The sequence below is a fragment of the Williamsia herbipolensis genome (genome assembly GCF_036153515.1).
GTDB lineage: Bacteria > Actinomycetota > Actinomycetes > Mycobacteriales > Mycobacteriaceae > Williamsia_A > Williamsia_A herbipolensis.
Window position 1 is genome coordinate 632,551 of record NZ_CP108021.1, and the last position, 22,799, is coordinate 655,349.

The following is a 22,799-nucleotide window of genomic DNA, read 5'->3' on the forward strand; positions in this document are numbered from 1 at the left end:
GCAGACAAACCGACCAGCACAGCTAGCCGGAGTCAACCAACCGGTACCCGATCCCGCGCACTGTCTCGATGGACGCACACCCAAAGGGTCGGTCGATGCGTTTACGGAGGTACCCGATGTACACCTCGACGACGTTCTCATCGCCGTCAAAGTTGATGTCCCACACCGCCTGCAAGATCTCGGCTTTGCTCTTCACGACACCCTTGTTGCGCATCAAGAACTCCAGTACCGCGAATTCGCGCGGTGTTGTGGCTATTTCGGTGCCCCCACGTGCCACCACATGGCTGGCCGGATCCAGCGTCAACGACCCGACCGAGAGCACGACCGGCCGCTGGGGTGCTCCGCGGCGGATCACCGCACGCAGCCGAGCGACGAGAACATCAACGGAAAACGGCTTGGTCAGGTAATCGTCGGCGCCGAGATCGAACGCATCGATCTGGTCATAGTCACCGTCTTTGGCCGTCAACATCACCACCGGGGTCCACACCCGCGCAGCGCGTAGCTCACGAACCACTTCGTAGCCGTTGAGCTTGGGCATCATGATGTCGCAGACGATGGCCTGATAGTCCTCATGTAGCGCCTGGAGCAGCCCGACCTCACCGTCGTGGGCCACATCGACCATCCATCCCTCGGCGATCAAGGTCCGACGCAACGTCTCGGCACCGCTGACATCGTCCTCGATCACCAAAATGCGCACGGTTCCCGCCTCTCCACTCACGTCATGAGTACAGCAATCCGGCGACGCCTCGAGGCATCGCCGGATCGCCGGTTCAGGTGCTAGTTCTGACCGGGCGCATCCGGAGTGTCACCGGCCTCCGGCTTGTCCACCCCACCCGGCGCATCCGGGGTATCACCGGCCTCCGGCTTGTCCACCCCACCCGGCGCATCCGGGGTATCACCGGCCTCCGGCTTGTCCACCCCACCCGGCGCATCCGCAGTATGACCGTGGGGCAAGGTGTCGATCTTGTGGACCACCGATGCCGGATGCGACGGGGTCATCGCGTTGGCGATACCGAACCCGGCCCCGGTCAACGACGCCGCGCCGATCATGGTGGCAATCACCGCGGTCTTGACGTTCAGCTTGCTGATCATGGCTGTTTCCTCTGGTCGATGTGACTGTCCGAATTCCTCGGACATGTCCCACCATCCGCGTTCAGCGCTGAGAAAACCCTGACACGACCTGAGAGCGCACTCAATCCCAGACGCCCCGCAGCCTCGGCACGCGCGGCCGTCCGCCACAACGGCTCCGTCCAAAGCGCTTCAGCGCCTCGCCGGGGCCAACGGCCTTCCAGACCGCGCCATTCAGCCCGGGCCGAAGGTAGCCGGATGCCAATCCAGCAGAACCGGTGACCGCAGTCCATCGCAGGTGGGCACCGCTCCCCCACCGGGCCGTCGGCCCAGCCACCCACCCCTGCTACCAGCGCCTCATCAAGGTGTGGGTGGCTATCGCGCCATCGAACGCAGGAGAGTTACTGCGGTCGGCAACCTGGATGGCTACTGCCTCAGAGGCTGCGGCGAGCTCGTCGACCACCGACTCGCAGGCACGTGTCGGGGAACATATGTCGGCCACGGCCGGGTCGTGCTGCGAGCGTCAAGCTGGCTCAGGCGATCGCGATTTCTGCGGCAACTACACCCGCGCACGTTGCCATGTCCACGAACGCCGACCGGTAGTCGGTAGAGGAATGGGCGACAAATCCGAGCGCAGTCAATTCGATCGCGCCACCGAACTGTGTGCTGATGTGACGACGCCCGTGGGCCGCTCCGGCGCCAGTGGTGTCGATGCCGCTCGCGACCGCGGTGGCCAGCGGCTGTCCATCAGGCCCCGCCGATCCCGAACCGGATCGAACCCTCAAAAACGATCTGAACTGGGAAAACAACTCGTCCTACATCAACACGTCCCGTTACCAGTAGCGTAACCTAGGGTGATGCACGCTTGACCGTCTCGACACTGACCGCCGTCGGTGCCGCCCGTCATCGAGATCGCAATCGTCACCCACCGACTGCAATCACCGCGGCGACAAAAGTTTTCAGCTGGACGCCATCGATCGCGCGACCCGAACACGAAGCGACCAAATTTCTTAGGAATGTCAGCGGCCGAACGGCCCACAGATTGATCATGCACCCCCGATGCATAAAGGCCCCATCTCCTCACGAATCGTCACTGTGACGATTCTGTCCATCACGGCCGGGAGTCAGCAGTCAGCGCCAACGGACTTCAGCGCTGCGACGTCACTACAGACGGCGGCGCCCACTGCCTGTAGGCGGTAGAACCTTGCCAGACGGTGGCGGCAACGACCCGACCAGACGTCGGCGATGTCGCCACCAGAACGCCTGCCCCACAAAGGGAACGAACCACACAGCCAATATCCACAGACCGCTGCGCCGGGGTTCCATGTCCGACTGACACCGGCCCGGACCGGTCGATCACCCATCGATGACGGGGAGCAGCACCTCTACGGCGAGATCGACGACGTCGTGGACCCGGTCACTGGGCAACCGTCCCGACGTCGCCAACGATGCGATTCCCTCGGTCGTCGCCGCCAGCAGGTAGACCAACGCCGGCGGCGGACCACTCTCGTTGTCGCCGAGAAGCTCTCGACCCCGACGAAAGAACCCGCCGGCCGCTTGACACGCCGGTGACATCGGGTCGCGCGGCTCAGTCGTGAACATGATGGGCATCAAGGCGGCGTTGTCTTTCGCGAACTCCATGTGCCCAGAGATGTAGGCGACCAACCGGGCGCGGCTGTCTTCGTGGACAGCGGATCGTTCGATTATCGCCGTGAGCTCGGCAAAACCTGCGGCCACCAATGCGTCGAGAAGGGCGTCACGATCGACGAAGTGCCGCCGGGGGGCGCCGTGACTGACTCCCAGACTCTTCGCCAGACCACGCATGGTCAAGCCATCGAGACCGTCTCGCGCAAGCACCCGTCGCGCTTCGTCGAGCAGGGCGCCACGGAGCGATCCGTGGTGATAGGCCGTCATCGTGGAACCATAACCGAAAGTAGTCATTGACTACAATGTAGTCGGCGGCTACATTGCCGATATGCCCAGTCACGGAACGCCACCCAATGCATTGCGCGATCCGACAGTCCTGATCACCGGAGCGAACAGCGGTATCGGTCGCGCCACCGCGCAGGCGGTCGCGTCTCGCGGGTCGCGGGTGGTGCTGGCAGTACGCAATCGCGCTGCCGGCGATGCGGTCGTCGATGAACTGGTCGGCGGACGCGACCGGCACGTTGTTGCTCAGCTGGATCTGGCGGACCTGGACTCGGTGCGCCGCTTCGCAGATCAGTGGACAGAGCCGATCGATGTTCTGGTCAACAACGCTGGTGTGGCCACACCACGGTTGCTGAGGACCGCCGACGGGTTCGAGATGCAGTTCGGAACGAACCATCTGGGCCATTTCGCCCTGACCGCGTTGCTGTTGCCGCTCGTGAGCTCACGAGTCGTCACCGTGGCATCCCAGGCCGAGCGCGCCGGGCGTCTCGATCTCGATGACCTCAACTGGTCCCGCAGACCATTCCGCAACTCTCGGGCCTATGCCGATTCCAAGCTGGCCAACGTGCTGTTCACCCAGGAACTGACTCGACGCCTCACAGCTTCGAGGTCCCCGGTCACCGCCTACAGCGCGCACCCGGGTCTGGTACGCACCGCGATCTACGACCGGCCGCCGGGGACCACACCGACGATCTGGGATCGCCTGGTACCGATTCTGGGCCAGGACCCCGACGCGGGAGCGCTCCCGGTTCTGCTCGCGATCTTCGGCGACATCGCGCCGGGATCGTTCACCGGTCCTCGCCACTTCGCCAACATGCGCGGCGGAGCCCACGTCATCGGGCTGTCGAAACAGGCCAGAGACCACCAGCTCGCTGCGGGCCTGTGGGCAGCGTCAGAACGGTTGACCTCCACACAGGTCCCGGCTTGACCACTGCATCGCCTGGCCCCTGCAGGACTCGTCAAGCATCGAGCGCAGCAGCTACGTCGTGGTTTCGGCCGCTGGTGTGGCTCACCGCAGTCATGATCGTGTGGGCGATCGTGAGCGCGATAGGCGTCGTCGTCGACCACCGCGCCCTGGGCGGCGAGCCCATCTGGGCAAAACCGCTCAAATTCAGTGTCTCCCTGGCTGCTTACTCGATCACCTTGGCGTGGATGCTCGAACACATCGACAAGCCCCGTCTGCGACGGATCGCCCGGTTCGCCGCCACCGGCGGCTCCGCGGCCGCGCTCACCGAGATCACGATCATCTCCGTTCAGGTCATCCGCGGGATTCCGAGCCACTTCAACGTGTCCACAGCGCTGAACTCGGCGCTCTACTCGGTGATGGGCGCAGGCGCCGTCGTACTGTTCATGACCACCGCCGTGGTGGGATGCGCGCTGGCGTACTTCACCACATTGCCCGACCGCAGCATCCAGTGGTCGCTGCGGTGGGCGGTGCCCATCGCCCTCGCCGGGCTCTCGGTGGGGTTCGTCATGATCATCCCCACCGCCCAGCAAGCCACACTGTCCGCACCGCGAACACTCGGGACCCATTCCATCGGCGGCGACGACACATCGGGCGGACTGTTTCTGCTCGGATGGAACACCATGCACGGTGATCTGCGGATTGCTCACTTCGTAGGAATGCATGCCCTACAAGCACTCCCGCTGATCGCACTCGCACTCGCCGTCAGCGGGCGCCATCGCCTTGGCGAACGAACACGACTGGAGATCGTGTCCCTCATCTCGACGGCGTGGGCCGCACTCACCGCCATCACATTGTGGCAAGCACTGCGCGGACAGTCAGTCGTCAACCCCGATGCTCTCACCTGGGCTGTGGTCGCCGCGCTCGCCGGATACGGCGTCGTCGCGATCATCGTCATTCTGGCTCGCTCTCGGCATCGACGATGCTCCACCTCTGCTCGCGAGCGCCGATCCGTGACAACGGCTGAACCGACCCCAGAGTCGGGAAGATATTCGGCGGCGGCGCAGAAGATTACGGCCAGCGGAAGTGACCACACAGCGGTACACCGGTCATGCAACAGTTCCCCGACGACCGTGAAGCTGCCGATCGAGTGACATCGCGCTCCCAGGTTCCTCAGCTACGGCGCTAGCTGGGTGAGTCGTATCGGTCGCGGCTGGCGTTGACGGCATCCATGTGGGCCTGAGCCCAGGACCGGAGCTGCGTGGTGCACTGATGGAGCGACAGGCCGAGCGCGGTCAGCTCGTAGTGCACTGTGACCGGCACCGTCGGCGTGACGGTGCGTTCGACGAGTCCGTCGCGCTCGAGAGACCGCAGCGTTTGGGTGAGCATCTTCTGACTGACACCAGCGATGATGCGTGATAGTTCCGAATACCGCATGCGTTCGGGGTCGCCGTCGCTGCCGGGCCCCTCGCCGGCGAGGGCGCACAAGATCAGCACGACCCACTTGTCGGACACTCGATCCAACAGTTGCCTGCTCGGGCAGACGGCGAGAAAAGCGTTGTAGGACTCGCGCTGATCGCGCCGCCGCGACGCTGCGGTCGTCGTGGCCATCCGCTGACCCCTTTCGGATCGTTACGCACTTGCAGGTGCGTACTTCCCAACAGAGAGTACAGCTCGGAGACTGGGTTGCCGTGGAAGTCACGGTTAGATCGACGAAAGGCACGATGGCATGACCACTTCAACCACCCTTCCCGGCGGCACCTGGCAGCTCGGCGACCGCACCGTCACCCGCTTCGGCTACGGGGCCATGCAACTCGCCGGCCCGGGGGTCATGGGACCACCCGCAGATCACGACGGTGCCATCGCCGTGCTGCGCGACGCGGTCGAACAGGGCATCACGCACGTCGACACCAGCGGCGCCTACGGCCCCGACGTCGTCAACGAATTGATCCGGCAAGCCCTGTACCCGTACCCGGAATCGTTGACCATCGCCACGAAGGTCGGAGCTGATCGCGACGGTCGAGGCGGTTGGCCCACCGCACGAACCCCCGCAGACCTCCGACGTCAGGTACACGACAACCTCGCCACCCTCGGCGTGGAGCGCCTCGATCTGGTGAACATGCGCATGGGCGATGCCGCAGGCCCCGCGCCCGGTTCCATCACCGAACAGATGGAGACCCTCGCCGAACTGCAGCAACAGGGACTCATCGGACAGGTCGGGGTAAGCAACGTCACCGCGGAGCAACTCGCCACCGCCCGCGAGGTCACCCCCATCGTGTGCGTGCAGAACATGTACAACCTCGCCGGCCGCTGGGACGACCCGATCATCGACCGACTCGCCGCGGACGGCATCGCCTACGTCCCGTTCTTTCCCCTCGGCGGTTTCACCCCGTTGCAAGCCGACGCCCTCTCAGCCGTCGCCGCTCGGCTCGACGCGACACCCATGGCCGTCGCTCTCGCGTGGCTGCTGCAGCGGTCAGACAACATCCTGCTCATCCCCGGTACATCCAAGGTCACACATCTGCGAGCCAACATCGCCGGCGCAGCACTGAGTCTCACCGCGCACGACGTCGCCGAGCTCGACAGCATCGCCTGACTGGTCGGACGCCTATACGATACGAGTCCGTCTCGTTTCGGGTACTGTCCATCTGTGCCGCACACCTCCGCCACCTCGACCGAGCTCCCGCGTGGCCGCCCTCGTGATCCGAGCCGCGATGCGGCGATCACGGATGCGGCGATCGAGCTCCTCATCCGCACCGGTTACGACCGTCTGACCGTAGAAGGTGTCGCTGCCGAGGCGGGCGTCGGCAAGGCGACCGTCTATCGCCGGTGGAAGAGTAAGGCCGACCTCGTCATCGACGCGATGGCGACGCTCAAGCCGGTCGCCGGCGCCATCGACACGGGAAGCCTCGACGAGGACATCGAACAGATGGCCGCCGTGTCGTGCAGTCCGCAGTCACAGCGGCTGTTACAGGTCATGACCAGCGTCTGCTCCGCCCTCTCCCGGGAACCGGATCTGCTCGAGGCGTTCCGAACCCGGTTCACCGAGCCCCGTATCGAGCGCCTGACCGAGATCCTCGACCGGGCCCGCCGCCGTGGCGAACTCGCTCCGCACATCGACGTGGCCATGGCGGCGAGCCTGCTCCCGTCGCTCATGTTGCACCGCGCGCTCACGACCGGACGACCCGCGGGTCGCGCCTACGCCGAACAGATCGTCAGCACGGTCCTGCGACCGGTGCTCGGGCTCCCCGCACGCCCCTCGACCCCCCATCCGAAAGAGACCGATGACTGAACCGACACCCACCTCCCCGAGCCGGAACGGCGGGATCGCCCTCGCCGTCATCTGCGTCGCGCAACTGATGGTCGTTCTCGACGCCACCGTGGTGAACGTCGCGTTGCCGAGTATCCGTGCCGACCTCGACTTCTCGGCGGCGAACCTCACTTGGGTCGTCACCGCCTACTCCCTCGCCTTCGGCGGACTGCTCCTCTTCGGCGGCAGGATCGGCGACCTCTACGGGCGCCGGAAGATGTTCATGATCGGCGTCGCGCTCTTCGCGGGCGCATCGCTCCTGGGTGGATTCGCCACCAGTGAAGCCATGCTGATCATCGCCCGCGCAGCCCAGGGTGCCGGCGGCGCGATCGCCGCACCCACCGCGCTCGCACTGCTGGCCACCACATTCACCGAACCGAAGGCGCGCGCACGTGCGTTCGGGGTGTTCGCGGCCATGGCCGCATCCGGCGGCGCCCTCGGTCTGCTGCTCGGCGGCGTGCTCACCGACTACGCCAGCTGGCGGTGGGCACTGTTCATCAACGCACCGATCGGAATACTCGTCCTCGTCCTCGCGCCGCGAGTGCTCGCCGAGTCGCAGGGATCGGGGTCGAAACTCGATCTGCCCGGGGCGATCTCGGTCACCGCCGGGATGTCGATACTCGTCTACGGCCTGACCAAGGCCGCCGACGACGGCTGGGGGTCGACGACCACCATCGTCACCCTGGTGATCGCGGCGGCGCTGTTGGCTACCTTCGTCCTCGTCGAGCACCGTACGAGTCACCCGCTGATGCCGTTCCACATCTTCGCCGACCGCAACCGCACGGGGGCGTACCTGATCATGCTTTTCCTCGCGTCGGCGCTGTTCACGACGTTCTATTTCATGGCGCAGTATCTGCAGAACGTGCACGGGTGGACCCCGTTCGAGACCGGGGTCGGGTTCCTGCCCATGCCGACGACGATCATGTTCATGTCGATCGTGGTGGTCCGGCGCCTGATCCCCCGCATCGGTGTACGGCCGTTCCTGACGGTCGGTCCGATCCTTGCTCTCGTCGCGATGGTCTCGTTCACCCAGCTCGGCGTCGACAGCAGCTACTGGCCGTTTCTCGGCTGCTTGTTGCTGTTGGGTCTGGGCATGGGGTGCAGCTTCGTGCCGCTGACCATGACCGCGGTCAACGGCGTCGCCCCGCACGAGACCGGCCTGGCCTCCGCGTTGCTCAACACCGGCCAACAGGTCGGTGGAGCCATCGGTCTCGCCGTCTTCGGGACCGTCTTCGCGCACGCAGCGGCATCTCGTGGCGCCGACCTGGGCCCCGCCGCACGAACAGCGGCCGGGCAGGCCGAGATCTTCGTCGCCGGACAGCAACACGCGTTCCAAGCGGCGATCGTGGTGGTCGCACTGGCGCTTGTCGCATCGTTGGCACTGATCCGTGTGAACAAGGTCGGCGCCGCCTCGGCCCCGGCCGCGGAGCCTGCACTGACGGAGTGAGCCGATTGCCGACTGATCAGGCGGCGCTCCTGCCCGCGGTGGTGACCTGCTTGATCGGCCCGGTGAACCACTTCTTCACCGACACATGCCAGTAGATCCACAACAGGATCAGCACACCGCCCACCAGCAGCGGCGTGTAGTTGACGAACTTCCACTCGAAGCTCGGATCCCACGGCATCCCGCCGAGTGAGGTGGGAAACAGCGCGATGATCGACGTCACGATGATCTCGACCAACGCCACCGGGGCCAGCCAGGTGTGATGACCGCGCAGATTCCAGGATCCGACCTGGAACTCGTCGCCGGCCTTCCAGCGGTAGTAGATCGGTACCGCAAACGCGAGATACAGACCGACGACGCCGATCGACACCACCGCGAAGAACGCGACGGGAACCGGTGCACCGTTGATGTCCACCTGCACCAACGCGGGCAGTGTGATGATCGCCGCGATCACCGCAGAGAGGATCACACCGTTGGCGGGCACCTTCTTCGCGTTCAACGACGACCACAATCGGTGGCCCGGCACAGCACGGTCGCGACTGAACGCGTACAGCATTCGTGACGAACTCGTCATACATGCCATCGCGCAGAAGAACTGGCCGGCGGTGGAGATGAGCAGTACCGTCCCCACCCACCCCGAGCTCATCGCCTGCGCGAAGATGACCGACACCGCTCCGCCACCCTTCGACACCCCATCGGAGTCCTGCACGGCGAACAAGAAGGCCAGCAACAGAATCCAGCCGCCGATCGCCGAGTAGAAGATCGACCGCCAGATCCCCTTGGCCGCACCGTCAGCTGCGCTGTGGGTCTCCTCCGACAAATGGGCCGACGCGTCGTATCCGGTGATCGTGTACTGGGTGAGGATGGCCGAGATCGGCAACAAGAAGAACAGCCATCCCACCCCCGAAGTGGCTCCGGAGAAGATCCCACTGTTGTTGACAGTTTTGGCGAAGACGTCGGACACACTCGCATGATGCGACGGCACGAACGCAAGAATGACGATGACCGCGGCCGCGCCGAACACGTGCCACCACACCGAGATGTTGTTGATGATCGCCAGGAGGTTGGACGAGAAGATGTTCACCACCGCTGCGATCGCCAGGATGATCACGAAGATGACGAACACCCGGGTGAGGCTGTAGCCGTCGAGCCAGCTCTGACTGAACGTCCCGAGCGTGAGATCGAGGAACGTGGCACATCCGTACGCCACTGACGCGACGATGGCGATCAGACCGATCAGGTTGAGCCACCCGGTGTAGTAACCGGCTTTGGCGCCACCGAGTTTGCTTGCCCACCAGTAGATTCCACCAGACGTCGGGTAGGCGGACACCAGCTCTGACATGCACAACCCGATCACCAGGATGAACACCGAGACGATGGGCCAACCCCACGCGATCGCCGCCGGTCCCCCGTTGTTCCAGCCGAGACCGAAGGAGGTGAAACAGCCGGCGAGGATGGAGATGATCGAGAACGAGATCGCGAAGTTGCTGAAACCCGACCACGACCGTTGCAATTCCTGCGTGTATCCGAGGCTGGCGAGATGCGCTTCGTCAGCGTTCAATTCGGACAGATCCTGACCCTCTGCCATCGCGACCCTCTCCTTCTGGCCGCCAATGCGACCGTCTGAACGGGACGGTAGAGCCTCGACCGTGCAACGAATCGTCAGATTCGATGACAAACGTGTTAATCGTGTCGAAGCCCCACAGAGACCGCGGTGGCACCGCCCGCGGACCTTTCGGCGCCAGGTGATCTATAGCGTGAGGTGATGAGTGACGCGCAGTGGACATTCGCCCCGTCGGACGACGCCGTTCTGGAGATCCGGACCGGGGTGACCGGCAAGGCCGCCAAGATGGGCCATCGTCTCACCATCGCGGTGACACGCTGGCGCGCGGTCGTCGACTGGGCCGGCGAGGAACCGGCGTCGCTGGAACTCACGGCCGACGTCGACTCGATCGATGTCGTCGACGGCCAGGGCGGCCTGACCCCGCTACTGGGGCCCGAGAAGGTGGTCGCACGACTCAACGCCGTGAAGACCTTCGATGCGAAAAAGTTCCCCCACATCACTTTTCGCGCAGACGACATCACCGCCACCGACGACGGCTTCCGGCTCGACGGAACGCTGGAGATCCACGGCGAGAGTCGGGATCACCGCGTACATCTGCGGGTGAAGGACGAGGAACGCGCGTGGCGACTGTCCGCGGAATCCCAGGTGCGACAGTCCGACTTCGGCATCAAACCCTACTCGCAGATGTTGGGCGCGATGAAGGTGGTCGACGAGGTGTCGATCGCTTTCTCGGCCACCCGCGCGAAACCGTCGTGAGTAGCCTTGTCGCGTGAATCGCACCGACCGGCTCTACGCGTTGGTCGAGGAACTCCGCGCCGTGTCGCCCCGACCGCGCAGTGTCCGTCGACTCGCGGATCACTTCGAGGTGAGCACCCGCACCATCGAGCGGGATCTCGCGGCACTGCAACAAGCAGGCGTGCCCATCTGGGCCGAACCCGGCCGCAACGGCGGCTACTGTCTCGACGCATCGCACACGCTCGCCCCACTGGGCTTCTCCGTCGACGAAGCGCTGGCCGTCACCGTCGCGCTGGGCATGCTGTCCGCGAGCCCGTTCCACACCGCCGCCACATCGGCATTGCGCAAGGTCATCGCGGTGATGCAGGAGAGCACACTCCACGAGACAGTCGAGCTCGCATCGCGCATCCATCTCCTCGTCGACGACTCCGGCCCCGCGGCACCGACCGAACTCGCAAGCGCCCTCCGCTCGGGCGGGGTCCTGCGCATCACCTATCGCGACAAGAGCGGCAACGACACCCACCGGGACGTCGAACCTCTGGGCTACGTGGGCAAGGGCCGCGACTGGTACCTCATCGGGTGGTGTCGACTGCGCGACGGCATCCGCGCCTTTCGAGGCGATCGCGTCCTGTCGGCACAGCCCATCGGCGAGAAGGCACCTCGCCGTGCCATGCGAGCCGAGGACCTCGACATCGCCCACGGAACCCTTCGCTCCCTCAGTACCTGGTGACGGATCCTGTCGAAAACACCGACATGACGTTGTCGCGGACGGGTCGGACGATCGAGTCACACGACCCGACCAAAAGGAACCGACATGGATTTCGCATCGATCCGCATCATCACCGAGGACGTCGAACGCCTCACCCGGTTCTACGAGCTCGTGACCGAAACCCGGGCACTGCGCCCCGCCCCCGTGTTCGCCGAGTTCCGGACCGACACAGGCTCACTCGCCATCGCCGACCCCGTGACCGTGGCGATGCTCGGCGACAACGCTCCGACGGCCGCCCGTAACGCCTCGATCATCATCGAGTTCCTCGTCTCCGACGTCGACGCCCAGTTCGCTCGCCTACGTCCCGCGCTCGAGGCGATCGTTCTGGAGCCCACCACCATGCCCTGGGGCAACCGGTCGACGTTGTTCCGCGATCCTGATGGCAACCTGGTCAACCTCTTCAGCAGGCCTGCCACCGAGGTCGGTTAGCGAGGGGCGCGCTCCCCTCGCCGGCGACTCGGGTCCGGTCAGGTGGACGGTGACAGCGCCGAGCCACGACGGAAGTCGTCGATCTCACGCATGTGCCCTTCCGCCCACGTACGGACAACCGCCAGCGACGCCTCGAGCGAATACCCCAACTCGGTGAGCCGATAGTGCACGGCCGGTGGGACAGTCGGCTCGACCTCTCGATCCACCAATCCGTCCGCGGCGAGACGTTGCAGCGTCTGCGACAACATCTTCTGGCTGATGCCCGTGGCCGCGCGACGCAGCTCGGAGAAACGCGCACCCTCGGAACCGCTCTCTGCCAGCAGCTTGATCAGCATCGACGTCCACTTGTCGCCGATGCGGTCGAGCAGTTGGCGCGTCGGGCAATCCGGCGAGAACAGGTCGCCGGTGTCGCCGGGGGTGGTCACCTCGCGCTCACCACCTTTCCTCGAAGTGCCGTCTTGTGCGCGACGCGGCGCACGATGAGGCTCATGGTAACCAACGGATACCACGAGGAGGACTGGTGACCACGGACACGACGGAGATGTTCGAAGAACTACGGATACCGGTGAACGGGACGACCGTCGGCGTCGCTCTGACAGGCCCTCCCACGGCGCCACCGGTGCTGTTCGTCCACGGGTGGCCACACACGTGGGAGGTGTGGCGGCCGGTGGGCTCGGCGCTGGCCGCGAACGGATACCGGGCCATCGCCCCGGACATGCGCGGGGTCGGGGGCAGCGATCCCGCGCAGGGCCCGATCGACGTCTCGATCACCGCGCGCGACGCTCTCGGTGTGCTCGATGCCCTCGACCTCACATCGGCGACCGTGGTCGCCATCGACGCCGGTGTTCCCACCGCGGTGTACGCGGCGTCGATCGACCCGTCTCGGGTGTCCCGGCTCATCGTGATGGAGGGAGTCCTCCCAGGGATTGCCGGTGCCGAGGAGTTCCTCTCGTCGGGCCCGCCGTGGTGGTTCGGCTTCCATGCAGTCCCCGGATTGGCCGAACGGGTCGTCGCCGGCCGCGAAGAGGAGTACCTCGGGTGGTTCCTGACGGGTCCGAGCGTGCGGCACGACATCGGAGCGGCCGCGCGGTCGGCATTCGTCTCCGCCTACCGCGGGATCGATGCTCTACGAGCCGGTTTCGAGCTCTACCGTGCCACGGGACGGAATGCCGAGCTCCTTCGCGAATCCCTCTCGGCCAGACGACTGACAATGCCGGTGTGGTCCGTGGAGGGCGGAGTGGTCGGCAACGCCTTGTCGTCGCAACTGGCGGGCGTGACGGAGACACTGACGCGGGCGCCGATCGACGACTGCGGGCACATCGTCCCCCTGGAGAAACCAGACGAGCTCGTCGACGTGCTCCTCGATGCTCACCGGCGGTGAACCGCTGGACCGGTCCGCCCGCCGGTCTTCATGGTCATCGGGACCGGATGGCGTCGGCTCATGTGCCGTGGAACTCAGCCGCGTCGGCCGACCACCGGGTTCAGGTCGGAGGCCGCGAGACCGCCGGGCTCGACACCCGGCAGGAACTCTCGCCAGGTCCCACTGATGAGGGTCGGCGAATCGACCACCCGCGCACCGTCGGCGAAGTAGGTGGTGGCCAATGCCCGCCTCGGCTGCGTGGTCAGGTTGGGCCCGGCGGTGTGGAAGCACAGCGCGGAGTGGAACGACACGTCGCCGACGGCGAACGGGCCGGACTCCACCGAGACGTCACGCTCGACGAAGCGCCGACTGACGGCCTCGTCGTAGGACGTGCCGACCTTGTCGAACTCGAGGTCGGACACCTCCCCCAGCACCTCGCGGCCACGAGCGAACGACAGCGGTCCCATGCGACCGGGGATGGCCGACATCGGCATCCACGCGGTGACCGCCTGGGTGGTCTGCAGCGGGAAGTGCTCCGCGTCGTGATGCCACGGTGTCCGGCCGCATCCGGGCTCTTTCGACAACGCATTGTCGTGGTAGATCCGCACGCCCGGCTCATCGAGAAGGGCCGCCGCCAGACCGCCGATCCGGGGCGACAACGCGACGGCGCGCATCAGGTCGTCGTGCAGCCACATCTGCTCCAGCGCGGTGAACCGACCGGCGACGTCGTCGCCGTGCTCGTCACGCAACAGCTCCTCGAGGCGCTCGGCGAGTCGTCGGACCACCGCGGGCGACAGCACGGCGGGAAGACGCACGAAGGCCTCGCGCGCAAACGACGCGATCGCGGCCGGGTCGAGGTCATAGGGCTCGGACAACTCGCGCTGGACCTGCTCGTCGGTCGCCGCCTCGACGTCCGGCAGACCGGGGCCGTCGACCAATTCGGTCGGTACGTTCTCGTTCGCGGCAAGGGTGACGTACCAGTCCCACCAGTCCTGATCGTTCCCCGCCCAGTCCTGCTCGATGCCGCCATCCCGGTTCTGCTCGGGAAGACGCTCGTTCACGGTCGACTTGTTCAGAGCCACAGCAGAGCCGCCTCGTGGGAGAAGGTGTAGGAACCGGACGCGTCGCGACAGGAGGCCAGGTAGTCGCCCAGCACGGGCGCCGCTTCCATCTCCTCCAGGGACACCGTGTCGTCGAACGCACAGCGCTGCAAGAAGCCCTGCGCCACTGCACGATCCGATGTTCCGGTGGTGTAGGTGACGCGCTGGTCGCGCACTTCGGCGCCGGCGCGTACGAGAGCGTCGCGTACCTGCTCGGCCGTCGTGTACGGCGTCGCCTCGCGCACTCCGGCCCGGAACGCGTCGTAGAAGGCGAGGTAGTGCGATGCGGCGGTGGCCTGCGCGATCAGACCGAGACCGCCGGGCGCGAGGGCTGCGACGAACCGCTCCGCGGCGGCGTCCAATTCCGCCGGCGGCAGTGCGTAGAGCGCATGGGTGGCCCACAGGACGTCGTAGCCGGAGTACTCGTCGGGGAGATCCTGCAGGGTCATCACCAGGTCGTGGCGGGCGGCGAACGGCGGCCCGAGAACGCTGCGGGCCTCGGCGACCGAGAACTCCGATGGGTCGAGGAGGTCGTAGGACATCTCGGGCAGCGACGACAGATCCGTGTACTTCCGCAGGGCCGTCGGGAACTTGCCGCTGCCGCAGGCCACGTCGAGCAGCGACCAGCCGTCGTGCGCACGCTCCCCGAGCAGACCGGTCCAGTCCGCGGCCAGCGCCAGTTGTCGGTAGTCCTCGGTGGCGAGGGCGTAGAACGCCTCCATGCCCGTCCGCCCGGCTTCGCTCCAGTGCTCGAGGCTGCGTTCGGCTGTATCCCTGTTGCTCACGACAATTCTCGTCCCGTCATCGGCAGCCACATTCGGCCCCCTGATCGAGACAACGTGGTTGACTCGATCTGGTGACGAGCCTAGTACCGACTCCGTCGACCGAGGTCGCTGCCGCGCTTCTCGACGACCTGCGCGACGCACGTCGGGGTGCTGCGGCCCTGCCGGCTCTGCAACCCGACTCCTACGCACGCGACCATGCCGCGTTCGAGCGCCGCTCCGACCAGCGCGGTCTCATCGCCGACCATCTCGCCGGACGGCTCGCCGAACTCGGCGACGGGCCCCTGTCGGTGCTCTCGGTCGGGTGTGGGGACGGCACGCTGGACGTCCGGCTCGCCGAGGGGCTGGTGCGCGCCGTGCCCGGCCGACCGGTGCGCTACGTCGGCATCGAACCGTGGTCCGGGAGCGCGGGGTTGTTCACCGCGGAGATGGCCGCCCTGGGCGCCCGCGAGCTCAGCGCCGAGGTACAGGTCGCGTCGTTCGCCGACGCGGTGGTCGATGAGACCTTCGACGCCGTGGTCTTCGTGCACTCGATCTACTACGTCGCCGACCTCGAGCTGACGCTCCGTAAAGCCCTTGCTCTGGTGCGACCGGGCGGACAACTCTGGGTGCTCAATGCCCCGCGTGCCGCACTCAACGCACTCGTCGACGTACTGGCCCCGCCGCTGGACGACCATCGCCAGTGGTTCAGTTCCGATGTCGCCGAGGCCTTCCACGCCACCGGCATCGTCCTCGACGAGATCTCCACGCTCGACGCGCTGGTCGAACTCGCACCGGCCGGCGACGACGTCCTCGACTTCGCGGTGCAGGCCCGACTGACCCCCGAGCTGCGCCGACCGGTGCGGGCATATCTCGACGCCGTCTCGGTGCCCGGCGCGGATGGCGAACCGCATGTGCCCCATCCGGTCGATGTCTTCGTCGCCACCCGTCTCTGACGCCACCTTCCTCTGCGTTCCTTCTTCGGCGTTCCTTCGTGAGACCCTGTAACAACTTCTCGGTACGCGGCGATACCAAGGCTGTGAGCGTGTCGTACATGGCGGCACGTCGTGAGCCCGCACCCGAGACGGCAGCGAAGGAGAACTCTTCTCAGACCACCTCCCCCGACGCCGAACCATCACCGCCGGCGTCAGCGAGACCACATCACCGTTCTGAAACCACTGGGAGACAGCATGATCCGCATCAGTCGAACCATCGCCACCGCCACTGCAGCAGCAGCGATCGCCGTTGCCGCCTTCGGGGGCGGCACTGCGCAGGCCGCACCTGCCGTCGACCCCGTCGCCGGGCTGATCGCCGCCGGGGTACCCGCGCCGATCGCGGCCGCGGCCGCCGGCGCGACCCCCGTCGCCGCCGGGGTGGAACAGTTCACCCTCGCCAACCCGGGGAACGGCAACCCGGGCCAACAGGTCGACGCGCGCATCGACCACAACCGCAAGACCATCACCGTCCTCCAGCGGTTCATCATCGAGCGCTCGCAACTCACCGCCGCCTGGGTGAACCTGCGGACCGGCGCATCGGGTGTCACCGGACTGCCCCGGTCGGTGCCCTCCCCCGACCCGTTGAGCTACCCCGACCGTGCCGCCGTGCTGCCCACGGGTGGTGGACCCGTCGTCTTCGTCGTCTACGGCCCCACCCCGTCGCAGACCGGGCTCATCCCGCGCCTCGACTACATCTTCCCGGTGGGTCGGCTCGCACAGGTCTGACCGCGTCGGCGAGACCTGTGCGTCTCGACGCGGTGTGTGCGATGGTCGGGAATCGCCCGCACGATCTGGGAGGCACGATGAGCGACATCGCCGGAATCGACCCGAACAGCGCACCGAGCGGCACGGGCTGCGTCGACTGCGAGGCACAGAACGGCTGGTGGTTCCATCTGCGCCGGTGCGCGCAGTGCGGCCACATCGGATGCTGTGACGATTCGCTGGGGGCTCACGCCACCGAGCACGCGACCACCTCGGGCCACCCGATCGTGCGGAGTTTCGAACCGGGTGACGCCTGGTTCTACGACTACGGGACAGGCGCGATGTTCGAGGGCCCCGTGCTGGCACCGCCCGATCATCATCCGGAAAGCCAGACCGCACCGGGACCGCGCGCCCGCGTGCCGTCGAACTGGCAGGAGATACTGACCGACCATCGGGGGTGACAGCGCGATCGCCGAGGAGTCAGCCCCGACAGTTCGTCGGGGCGGGCTCGCCCGCGAAACGATCGGCCATCCACTGGTACGCCGGGAAGAAACCGACAGCCGCCGCACTGAGATGCTCCGGCGCCGGGTCGAGAGCTGATCACATACGGTGCCGCGTGTGAGCGTGTGGCTGTTCATCACAGCCGTTGATGATTCGACGATCGGTCTCGCATGCGGTGGTGTCAGGGGGTGACGATCCGACTCATTCGCCGCGCGCCGCAGGGCGCTTCGGGTCGGCCGACCACTGCGACCATGACCCCGGATAGAGCGCCGCATCCACACCGGCGACCGCGAGCGCGGCGATCTCGTGGGCGGCGGTGACGCCCGATCCGCAGTAGACGGTCACGTCGGCGCCCGGTTCGACACCGACTCGCGCGAACCGGTCCCGCAGGGCCGACGGTTCCAGGATTCGACCCGACGCGTCGAGGTTCGCCGCGGTGGGCGCGCTGACCGCACCGGGTATGTGGCCGGCGCGCGGGTCGATCGGTTCGGTCTCACCCCGGAAACGTTCGGGCGCACGCGCGTCGAGGAGCACCCCGTCGCGACCGACGTCGTCGATGTGCACGATCGGCATGCTGCCAGGGGTGACGATGAAATCCCCTGGTACAGCAGCCTTCTCCTCACCTGCCGACACCGCGCCACCCGCGTCACGCCAGGCGCCCAGACCCCCGTCGAGTATGAGCACCCGCGTATGACCCGCCCAGCGCAGCAGCCACCACGCACGTGCCGCCGCCAGACCCCCGGTGTCGTCGTAGACGACCACCCACGACTCCGCCCCGACACCCCAGGAACGCACCGACGTCTCGAACGCGTCGGGAGCGGGCAACGGGTGGCGACCGCCCTCGGTCGTCGGCGGTGCGGCGAGTTCGGTCTCGAGGTCGACGAAGATCGCGCCGGGTAAGTGGGCGTCGCGGTAGTGCTGCGCGCCGTGGGGGTCCCCCAGCTGCCAGCGCACGTCGAGAACAACCGGCGGGTCCTTATCGAGGCGCGTGGCGAGGTCGCGGGCCGAGATGAGCACGTCGGTCATGAGGTCGTCCGATCTCGAGAGAAGCGGTGGCCCACTAGGGGCCGGGGCTTCGCGGCGTACAACGGAAAGTAATGCATGCACATGGCGTCACGCCCGACCGTTCCTTCGACGTCATCGTGATCGGAGGGGGCAACGCGGGTATCGGCACCGCGGCCCGACTGTGCCGCCGCGGCATCGCCGACGTCGCGGTGATCGAACCGCAGCGCGTGCACACCTACCGACCGCTGCTGTCGTACGTCGGTTCCGGTCAGGCCGCACTGGCCTCCGCCGAGCGGACCCAACGATCGGTCACCCCCGCCGGAGCCACCTGGATCGACGACACCGTCGACGCCATCGACGCCGATGCCCACACCGTCCGATGCGCCTCGGGTCGGCTGTTCACCTATCGCGATCTCGTCGTGGCGACCGGGTTGGTCACCGACGACGCCGCGCTGCCCGGTGTCGCCGAGGCACTGGCGACCCCGGCGGTCGGCAGCAACTACGTCGACGCCGCCGAACAGACCCGGGATGCCGTCCGCGCGATGCGCCCGGGCGGCCATGCCGTGTTCACCGTGCCGCGTCCACCCGTCAGCTGCACCGGCACCACCATCAAACCGTTGTTCCTCGCCGCCGGTATGTGGCGTCGCGCGGGGATCCTCGACGACGTCGACATCACCCTCGTCGTCGACCGCGAGGGACTGGTGGGGGTGCCTCGTCTCGACGCCCGCCTCGAACGCCACCTCGCCGACCTCGGCGTGAACGTCCTGCGTCGCACCGCCGTCACCGCTCTCGATCCCGAGCACCGATCCCTCACCGCCACCGGATCCGACGGAGCGACGACCACCCTGGGCTACGACATGCTCCATCTCGTGCCGCCGTTCCGCGGGGTACCGCTGGTCTCGAAGTCGGGGCTCGCCGGCGACCACGCCACCGGCGTCGTGGACATCGACCCCACGACGTTCCGCCATCGGAGCCATCCGACGGTGTGGGGTCTCGGCGACGGTGCCGCCGTCGACACCGACCCGTCCGGTGGCGCACTGCGTCAGCAGTCGAAGATTCTTGTCGGCAACATGATCGCGGCCCGCTCCGGCGTGCCGTTGTCGCACTACGACGGGTACACCGTCGCCCCCATCCCGACCGACCTGCATCGGCTCATCGCCGCCGAGTTCGACCGCACCGGCGAGATCACGTCATCGCTGCCGTCGTTCCTCGACCCGCTCGCCCCGAGACGGTCCGCCTGGGCGTTCGACAGCTACGGGTTACCGCTCGTCTACTGGTACGGGATACTCAAGGGGATCCTGTAGCGAACACGCCGGATCGTCGGGGTCGAACTGGCACCATCGGAGACCGTGAGCAGAACAGGATCGTTCCTCAGAGTCGGCGTCGCGTACACACTCGCCGTCGTCGTCGCACTGCTGTGGGTCGTGTTCGGACCGCGTACTGATCACCTCTGGCTCGACGCACTCGTCGCCGACGTCCTCGCGACCCTGGTCATCTTCGCGTTCAGCCGGTTTTACGGGAACTCCAGTTTTTACGACGCGTTCTGGAGCGTGATCCCGCCGCTGTTGACGATCTTCTGGTGGGCGCGCGGAGACGTCGGGGCCGACAGCCTGGTCGCGTGGCTGGTGACCGTCGTCGTGATGGTGTGGGCGGTGCGCCTCACCGTGAACTGGGCGCGCGGCTTCCCCGGTCTGCACCACGAGGACTGGCGCTACGGGAATCTCCGCGAGGGAGCCGGACGCTGGGAGTTCGTCGTGGATCTCGTCGCGATCCACCTGATCCCCACGGGTCAGGTGTTCCTGGGGATGCTGCCGGTCTACGTGGCGGTGACCCGTCCCGGCGACGCCGTCGGCTGGCTCGCTCTCGTCGCGACCGTGGTCGGTCTCGGTGCCGTCGCGCTCGAATACGTCGCCGACGAGCAGTTGCGGCGATTCATGGCGACGAAGCAGCCCGGACAGACGATGGACCGTGGCCTGTGGGCGTGGTCGCGGCACCCGAACTACTTCGGCGAGTTCAGTTTCTGGTTCGCGCTGGCCCTGTTCGGCGTCGCGGTGTCACCCGGCGATGCGTGGTGGTTGTTCGTCGGCGCGATCGCGATGCTCGCGATGTTCCTGGGCGCGAGCATCCCGATGATGGAGGCTCGCAGCCTCGAGAGCCGTGCCTCGTATTCCGATGTCGTCGAACGGGTGTCGCGATTCGTCCCGCGTCCGCCGCGGAAGGTGCATGCGTGAACGCCCCGAAGGTGATCGTCGCCGGTCTGGGCGACAGCGGGCTCCTGACTGCGATCCACCTCGCCAAGCACGCCGACGTCGTCGGCGTCTCGTCGAAACCCGGCCTGGTCAGCGGGCAGGAACTGGGTTCGCGACTGGGTCGACCGGAGGAGTGGTCGCGCAACTATTGGCTCGACTTCGGGCAGTACCGGGGACTGGACACCGTGCGCACCGTGCACGCGTCGCTCACCGCCACCGACCTCGACGCGAAGACCGTCACCTGGGTCGAGGACGGGGAATCCGTCACCGAAGCCTTTGATGCACTGGTGATCTCGACAGGCGTCACCAACGGGTTCTGGCGGTCGCCCGCGCTGCAGTCCACCGACGAGGTCGCCGCCGACATCGCGTCGCACCACGACCGCGTCGCCCGCTCGGCGCGGGTGATGGTCGTCGGCGGCGGCGCCGCGGCCGTGAGCACCGCAGCGAACATCGCCCTGCGGTGGCCCGAGAAACGTGTCGACCTCTACTTCCCCGGTGATCGTGCGCTCCCCCAGCACCATCCGCGCACCTGGAAGACGGTGCGTCGACGTCTGCTCGACGCGGGGGTCACCCTCCACCCCGGGCATCGGGCGGTGGTCCCACACGACTTCCACTGCGACCGGATCACCTCCGGTGCGGTGCGCTGGCAGACCGAACAGGCCACCTCGACGGCCGACGCGATCATCTGGGCCATCGGTCGGGTACGACCGAACTCCGGATGGCTGCCGTCCGAGGTCCTCGACGTCGACGGTTTCGTCCGCGTCAACCGGTACCTACAACTCCCCGAACATCCCGCTGTCTTCGCCGTCGGTGACGTGGCGGCGAGCGATCCGTTGCGCGGATCGGCCCGCAACCGGGCCGACAAACTCGTCGCGCGCAACGTGATGAGCGTGCTGAACGGTCGCCGCCCGCACAGCTACCACCCGCGGCGACGGCGGTGGGGTTCGGTGCTCGGCGTCCAGCCCGACGGCCTCCAGGTCTTCGCGCCGAACGGGCGGGCCACCCGCATCCCGCGCTGGTCCACCGATCGGGTGCTGCAACCGCTCGTCGTGCGTCGCGGCATCTACGGAGGCGTTCGCGACACCCCTCGGTCGTCAGGGCAGCCGTCGTGACCCCGCCACCGGGCGTGACGGTCCGCGATGTCGCGACCGGGGACGTCGTCCTGCCGGTCGAGTACAGCGGACCCGCCGACGGCGCACCGATCGTGTTGCTCCACGGGTGGCCGCAGAACACACGCAGTTGGGATGCAGTCGTGCCGTTCCTGCACACCGCCGGCTACCGCACCGTCGTGCCGTCCCTGCGAGGGGCGGCAGTCGGTGCGACACCGCGCTCGCGACTGTCCTACCGACCGCACATCCTGACCGCCGACGTCGAGGCGATCATCGCCGACGTCGGCGCGCCGGTGCACCTCGTCGGTCACGACTGGGGCGCAGCGCTCGCCTGGACCGTCGCCTGTCGGCGAGCCGATCTGCTGCACACGCTCACGGCGGTGTCGGTGCCGCATCCCGCCACGTTCGCCCGGGCGCTGTCACACAGCCGACAGATCCTGAGCTCGTGGTACATGCTCGTCTTCCAGCTCCCTGTGCTTCCCGAACTGTTGCTCGCCCGGCGGAACATGATGGCGCGGTTCCTGATCCGGTCCGGTCAGACACCCGAACTCGCCGACCGCGACGCCCGCGCCGCGGCCGCGCCGGGAGTGCGCCACGGAGGCATCAACTGGTACCGCGGTTTCATCCTGTCCCGCGAGGCCGCCCCGGCCACCACCACCGTGCCGGTCCTCCAGGTGTGGAGCGACGGCGACATCGCGATCCGCCGGGCCACGGTGGAGGCGACGTCGCGCAACGCCGCCGGCGGTTTCGACTTCCTAGCCTTCACCGGGGTCAGTCACTGGATCCCCGACGAGAGGCCCGAGAAACTCGCACAGGCGATCATCCGACACGCCGCGGGACCGCACACCCCGCCGACCTGACGGTC

General features: G+C 66.9%; 25 protein-coding genes. 16 read left to right on the forward strand and 9 right to left on the reverse strand.

The genetic code is table 11. The features are described 5' to 3' along the window. Positions 1-22 precede the first annotated feature (22 nt). The 3 genes from OG579_RS02870 to OG579_RS02880 all read right to left on the reverse strand — a co-directional run bounded on the left by OG579_RS02870 (position 23) and on the right by OG579_RS02880 (position 2,982). Entirely contained in the window at positions 23-697 is a 675-nt protein-coding gene (locus tag OG579_RS02870; RefSeq protein WP_328858008.1) for a response regulator transcription factor, read from the reverse strand. Positions 698-777: 80 nt separating this feature from the next. Next, entirely contained in the window at positions 778-1,092 is a 315-nt protein-coding gene (locus OG579_RS02875) for a hypothetical protein (RefSeq protein ID WP_328858009.1), read from the reverse strand. Between the two features lie 1,332 nt (positions 1,093-2,424). Then, positions 2,425-2,982: a TetR/AcrR family transcriptional regulator gene (locus OG579_RS02880; RefSeq protein ID WP_328858010.1), complete on the reverse strand. Its 558-nt coding sequence runs from the start codon at positions 2,980-2,982 to the stop codon at positions 2,425-2,427. A 61-nt stretch (positions 2,983-3,043) separates the two neighbouring features. Here OG579_RS02880 and OG579_RS02885 point away from each other — a divergent pair, with 61 nt between their 5' ends. Further along, positions 3,044-3,925, forward strand: a complete 882-nt coding sequence (locus OG579_RS02885; RefSeq protein WP_328858011.1) for an oxidoreductase — start codon at positions 3,044-3,046, stop codon at positions 3,923-3,925. Next, positions 3,922-5,055, forward strand: coding sequence for a hypothetical protein (locus tag OG579_RS02890; RefSeq protein WP_328858012.1), 1,134 nt, complete (start codon positions 3,922-3,924; stop codon positions 5,053-5,055). The genes OG579_RS02885 and OG579_RS02890 overlap by 4 nt, the downstream gene beginning before the upstream one ends. A gap of 31 nt (positions 5,056-5,086) precedes the next feature. Here OG579_RS02890 and OG579_RS02895 read toward each other — a convergent pair whose 3' ends face one another. Continuing rightward, entirely contained in the window at positions 5,087-5,512 is a 426-nt protein-coding gene (locus OG579_RS02895; protein WP_328858013.1) for a winged helix-turn-helix transcriptional regulator, read from the reverse strand. 118 nt (positions 5,513-5,630) lie between these two features. On the opposite strand from OG579_RS02895, the gene OG579_RS02900 reads away from it, so the two are divergent. The 3 genes from OG579_RS02900 to OG579_RS02910 are packed head-to-tail and all read left to right on the forward strand — an operon-like array spanning position 5,631 to position 8,658. Further along, positions 5,631-6,497 (forward strand): oxidoreductase, encoded by an 867-nt coding sequence (locus OG579_RS02900; RefSeq protein ID WP_328858014.1) that lies wholly within the window; start codon positions 5,631-5,633, stop codon positions 6,495-6,497. 54 nt (positions 6,498-6,551) lie between these two features. Beyond that, the gene (locus OG579_RS02905) at positions 6,552-7,193 is read left to right on the forward strand and encodes a TetR/AcrR family transcriptional regulator (RefSeq protein WP_328858015.1); all 642 of its coding nucleotides are present in this window, start codon (positions 6,552-6,554) and stop codon (positions 7,191-7,193) included. Beyond that, positions 7,186-8,658 (forward strand): MFS transporter, encoded by a 1,473-nt coding sequence (locus OG579_RS02910; RefSeq protein ID WP_328858016.1) that lies wholly within the window; start codon positions 7,186-7,188, stop codon positions 8,656-8,658. The genes OG579_RS02905 and OG579_RS02910 overlap by 8 nt, the downstream gene beginning before the upstream one ends. 16 nt (positions 8,659-8,674) lie before the next feature. Here the strand turns inward: OG579_RS02910 and OG579_RS02915 are convergent, their stop codons facing one another. After that, positions 8,675-10,243: an amino acid permease gene (locus OG579_RS02915; RefSeq protein WP_328858017.1), complete on the reverse strand. Its 1,569-nt coding sequence runs from the start codon at positions 10,241-10,243 to the stop codon at positions 8,675-8,677. Between the two features lie 177 nt (positions 10,244-10,420). Between OG579_RS02915 and OG579_RS02920 the strand changes: the two genes are divergently transcribed. From OG579_RS02920 to OG579_RS02930, 3 genes are all read left to right on the forward strand, one after another. Further along, positions 10,421-10,975, forward strand: a complete 555-nt coding sequence (locus OG579_RS02920) for a YceI family protein (RefSeq protein WP_328858018.1) — start codon at positions 10,421-10,423, stop codon at positions 10,973-10,975. A gap of 13 nt (positions 10,976-10,988) precedes the next feature. Continuing rightward, positions 10,989-11,684, forward strand: a complete 696-nt coding sequence (locus tag OG579_RS02925) for a helix-turn-helix transcriptional regulator (RefSeq protein ID WP_328858019.1) — start codon at positions 10,989-10,991, stop codon at positions 11,682-11,684. An 84-nt stretch (positions 11,685-11,768) separates the two neighbouring features. Beyond that, a complete protein-coding gene (locus tag OG579_RS02930; RefSeq protein WP_328858020.1) occupies positions 11,769-12,152 on the forward strand; it encodes a VOC family protein in 384 nt (127 codons plus the stop codon). Between the two features lie 38 nt (positions 12,153-12,190). Here OG579_RS02930 and OG579_RS02935 read toward each other — a convergent pair whose 3' ends face one another. Beyond that, entirely contained in the window at positions 12,191-12,577 is a 387-nt protein-coding gene (locus OG579_RS02935) for a winged helix-turn-helix transcriptional regulator (protein ID WP_328858021.1), read from the reverse strand. Positions 12,578-12,672: 95 nt separating this feature from the next. Between OG579_RS02935 and OG579_RS02940 the strand changes: the two genes are divergently transcribed. Next, positions 12,673-13,533, forward strand: a complete 861-nt coding sequence (locus OG579_RS02940; RefSeq protein ID WP_328858022.1) for an alpha/beta fold hydrolase — start codon at positions 12,673-12,675, stop codon at positions 13,531-13,533. A 74-nt stretch (positions 13,534-13,607) separates the two neighbouring features. Here the strand turns inward: OG579_RS02940 and OG579_RS02945 are convergent, their stop codons facing one another. Then, the gene (locus OG579_RS02945) at positions 13,608-14,594 is read right to left on the reverse strand and encodes a phytanoyl-CoA dioxygenase family protein (RefSeq protein ID WP_328858023.1); all 987 of its coding nucleotides are present in this window, start codon (positions 14,592-14,594) and stop codon (positions 13,608-13,610) included. Further along, positions 14,585-15,397, reverse strand: a complete 813-nt coding sequence (locus OG579_RS02950) for a class I SAM-dependent methyltransferase (protein ID WP_328858024.1) — start codon at positions 15,395-15,397, stop codon at positions 14,585-14,587. The genes OG579_RS02945 and OG579_RS02950 overlap by 10 nt, the downstream gene beginning before the upstream one ends. A 71-nt stretch (positions 15,398-15,468) precedes the next feature. On the opposite strand from OG579_RS02950, the gene OG579_RS02955 reads away from it, so the two are divergent. From OG579_RS02955 to OG579_RS02965, 3 genes are all read left to right on the forward strand, one after another. Continuing rightward, positions 15,469-16,329, forward strand: coding sequence for a class I SAM-dependent methyltransferase (locus tag OG579_RS02955; protein ID WP_328858025.1), 861 nt, complete (start codon positions 15,469-15,471; stop codon positions 16,327-16,329). Positions 16,330-16,563: 234 nt separating this feature from the next. After that, positions 16,564-17,094 (forward strand): hypothetical protein, encoded by a 531-nt coding sequence (locus OG579_RS02960; RefSeq protein ID WP_328858026.1) that lies wholly within the window; start codon positions 16,564-16,566, stop codon positions 17,092-17,094. A gap of 77 nt (positions 17,095-17,171) precedes the next feature. Beyond that, positions 17,172-17,531: a UBP-type zinc finger domain-containing protein gene (locus OG579_RS02965; protein WP_328858027.1), complete on the forward strand. Its 360-nt coding sequence runs from the start codon at positions 17,172-17,174 to the stop codon at positions 17,529-17,531. Positions 17,532-17,772: 241 nt separating this feature from the next. Here the strand turns inward: OG579_RS02965 and OG579_RS02970 are convergent, their stop codons facing one another. Next, positions 17,773-18,597 (reverse strand): sulfurtransferase, encoded by an 825-nt coding sequence (locus tag OG579_RS02970; RefSeq protein WP_328858028.1) that lies wholly within the window; start codon positions 18,595-18,597, stop codon positions 17,773-17,775. A gap of 71 nt (positions 18,598-18,668) precedes the next feature. On the opposite strand from OG579_RS02970, the gene OG579_RS02975 reads away from it, so the two are divergent. Genes OG579_RS02975 through OG579_RS02990 form a run of 4 tightly spaced genes read left to right on the forward strand, consistent with a single transcriptional unit; the run spans position 18,669 to position 22,794 of the window. Next, a complete protein-coding gene (locus tag OG579_RS02975) occupies positions 18,669-19,880 on the forward strand; it encodes an NAD(P)/FAD-dependent oxidoreductase (protein WP_328858029.1) in 1,212 nt (403 codons plus the stop codon). A 45-nt stretch (positions 19,881-19,925) separates the two neighbouring features. After that, positions 19,926-20,807, forward strand: coding sequence for a DUF1295 domain-containing protein (locus OG579_RS02980; RefSeq protein WP_045822857.1), 882 nt, complete (start codon positions 19,926-19,928; stop codon positions 20,805-20,807). Further along, positions 20,804-21,937: an FAD-dependent oxidoreductase gene (locus tag OG579_RS02985; protein WP_328858030.1), complete on the forward strand. Its 1,134-nt coding sequence runs from the start codon at positions 20,804-20,806 to the stop codon at positions 21,935-21,937. Before OG579_RS02980 ends, OG579_RS02985 begins: the two co-directional genes overlap by 4 nt. Continuing rightward, positions 21,934-22,794 carry an alpha/beta fold hydrolase gene (locus OG579_RS02990; protein WP_328858031.1) on the forward strand — a complete coding sequence of 287 codons (861 nt, stop codon included), beginning with the start codon at positions 21,934-21,936 and terminating at the stop codon, positions 22,792-22,794. Before OG579_RS02985 ends, OG579_RS02990 begins: the two co-directional genes overlap by 4 nt. Positions 22,795-22,799 lie beyond the last annotated feature (5 nt).

Bases quoted from the DNA above. Each gene is read 5' to 3' on its own strand.
- OG579_RS02970 (WP_328858028.1), bottom strand. From the start codon at position 18,597: ATGACCGACGTGCTCATCTCGGCCCGCGACCTCGCCACGCGCCTCGAT.
- OG579_RS02910 (WP_328858016.1), top strand. From the start codon at position 7,186: ATGACTGAACCGACACCCACCTCCCCGAGCCGGAACGGCGGGATCGCC.
- OG579_RS02960 (WP_328858026.1), top strand. From the start codon at position 16,564: ATGATCCGCATCAGTCGAACCATCGCCACCGCCACTGCAGCAGCAGCG.
- OG579_RS02915 (WP_328858017.1), bottom strand. From the start codon at position 10,243: ATGGCAGAGGGTCAGGATCTGTCCGAATTGAACGCTGACGAAGCGCAT.
- OG579_RS02885 (WP_328858011.1), top strand. From the start codon at position 3,044: ATGCCCAGTCACGGAACGCCACCCAATGCATTGCGCGATCCGACAGTC.
- OG579_RS02900 (WP_328858014.1), top strand. From the start codon at position 5,631: ATGACCACTTCAACCACCCTTCCCGGCGGCACCTGGCAGCTCGGCGAC.
- OG579_RS02895 (WP_328858013.1), bottom strand. From the start codon at position 5,512: ATGGCCACGACGACCGCAGCGTCGCGGCGGCGCGATCAGCGCGAGTCC.
- OG579_RS02880 (WP_328858010.1), bottom strand. From the start codon at position 2,982: ATGACGGCCTATCACCACGGATCGCTCCGTGGCGCCCTGCTCGACGAA.
- OG579_RS02965 (WP_328858027.1), top strand. From the start codon at position 17,172: ATGAGCGACATCGCCGGAATCGACCCGAACAGCGCACCGAGCGGCACG.
- OG579_RS02920 (WP_328858018.1), top strand. From the start codon at position 10,421: ATGAGTGACGCGCAGTGGACATTCGCCCCGTCGGACGACGCCGTTCTG.
- OG579_RS02875 (WP_328858009.1), bottom strand. From the start codon at position 1,092: ATGATCAGCAAGCTGAACGTCAAGACCGCGGTGATTGCCACCATGATC.
- OG579_RS02930 (WP_328858020.1), top strand. From the start codon at position 11,769: ATGGATTTCGCATCGATCCGCATCATCACCGAGGACGTCGAACGCCTC.
- OG579_RS02975 (WP_328858029.1), top strand. From the start codon at position 18,669: ATGCATGCACATGGCGTCACGCCCGACCGTTCCTTCGACGTCATCGTG.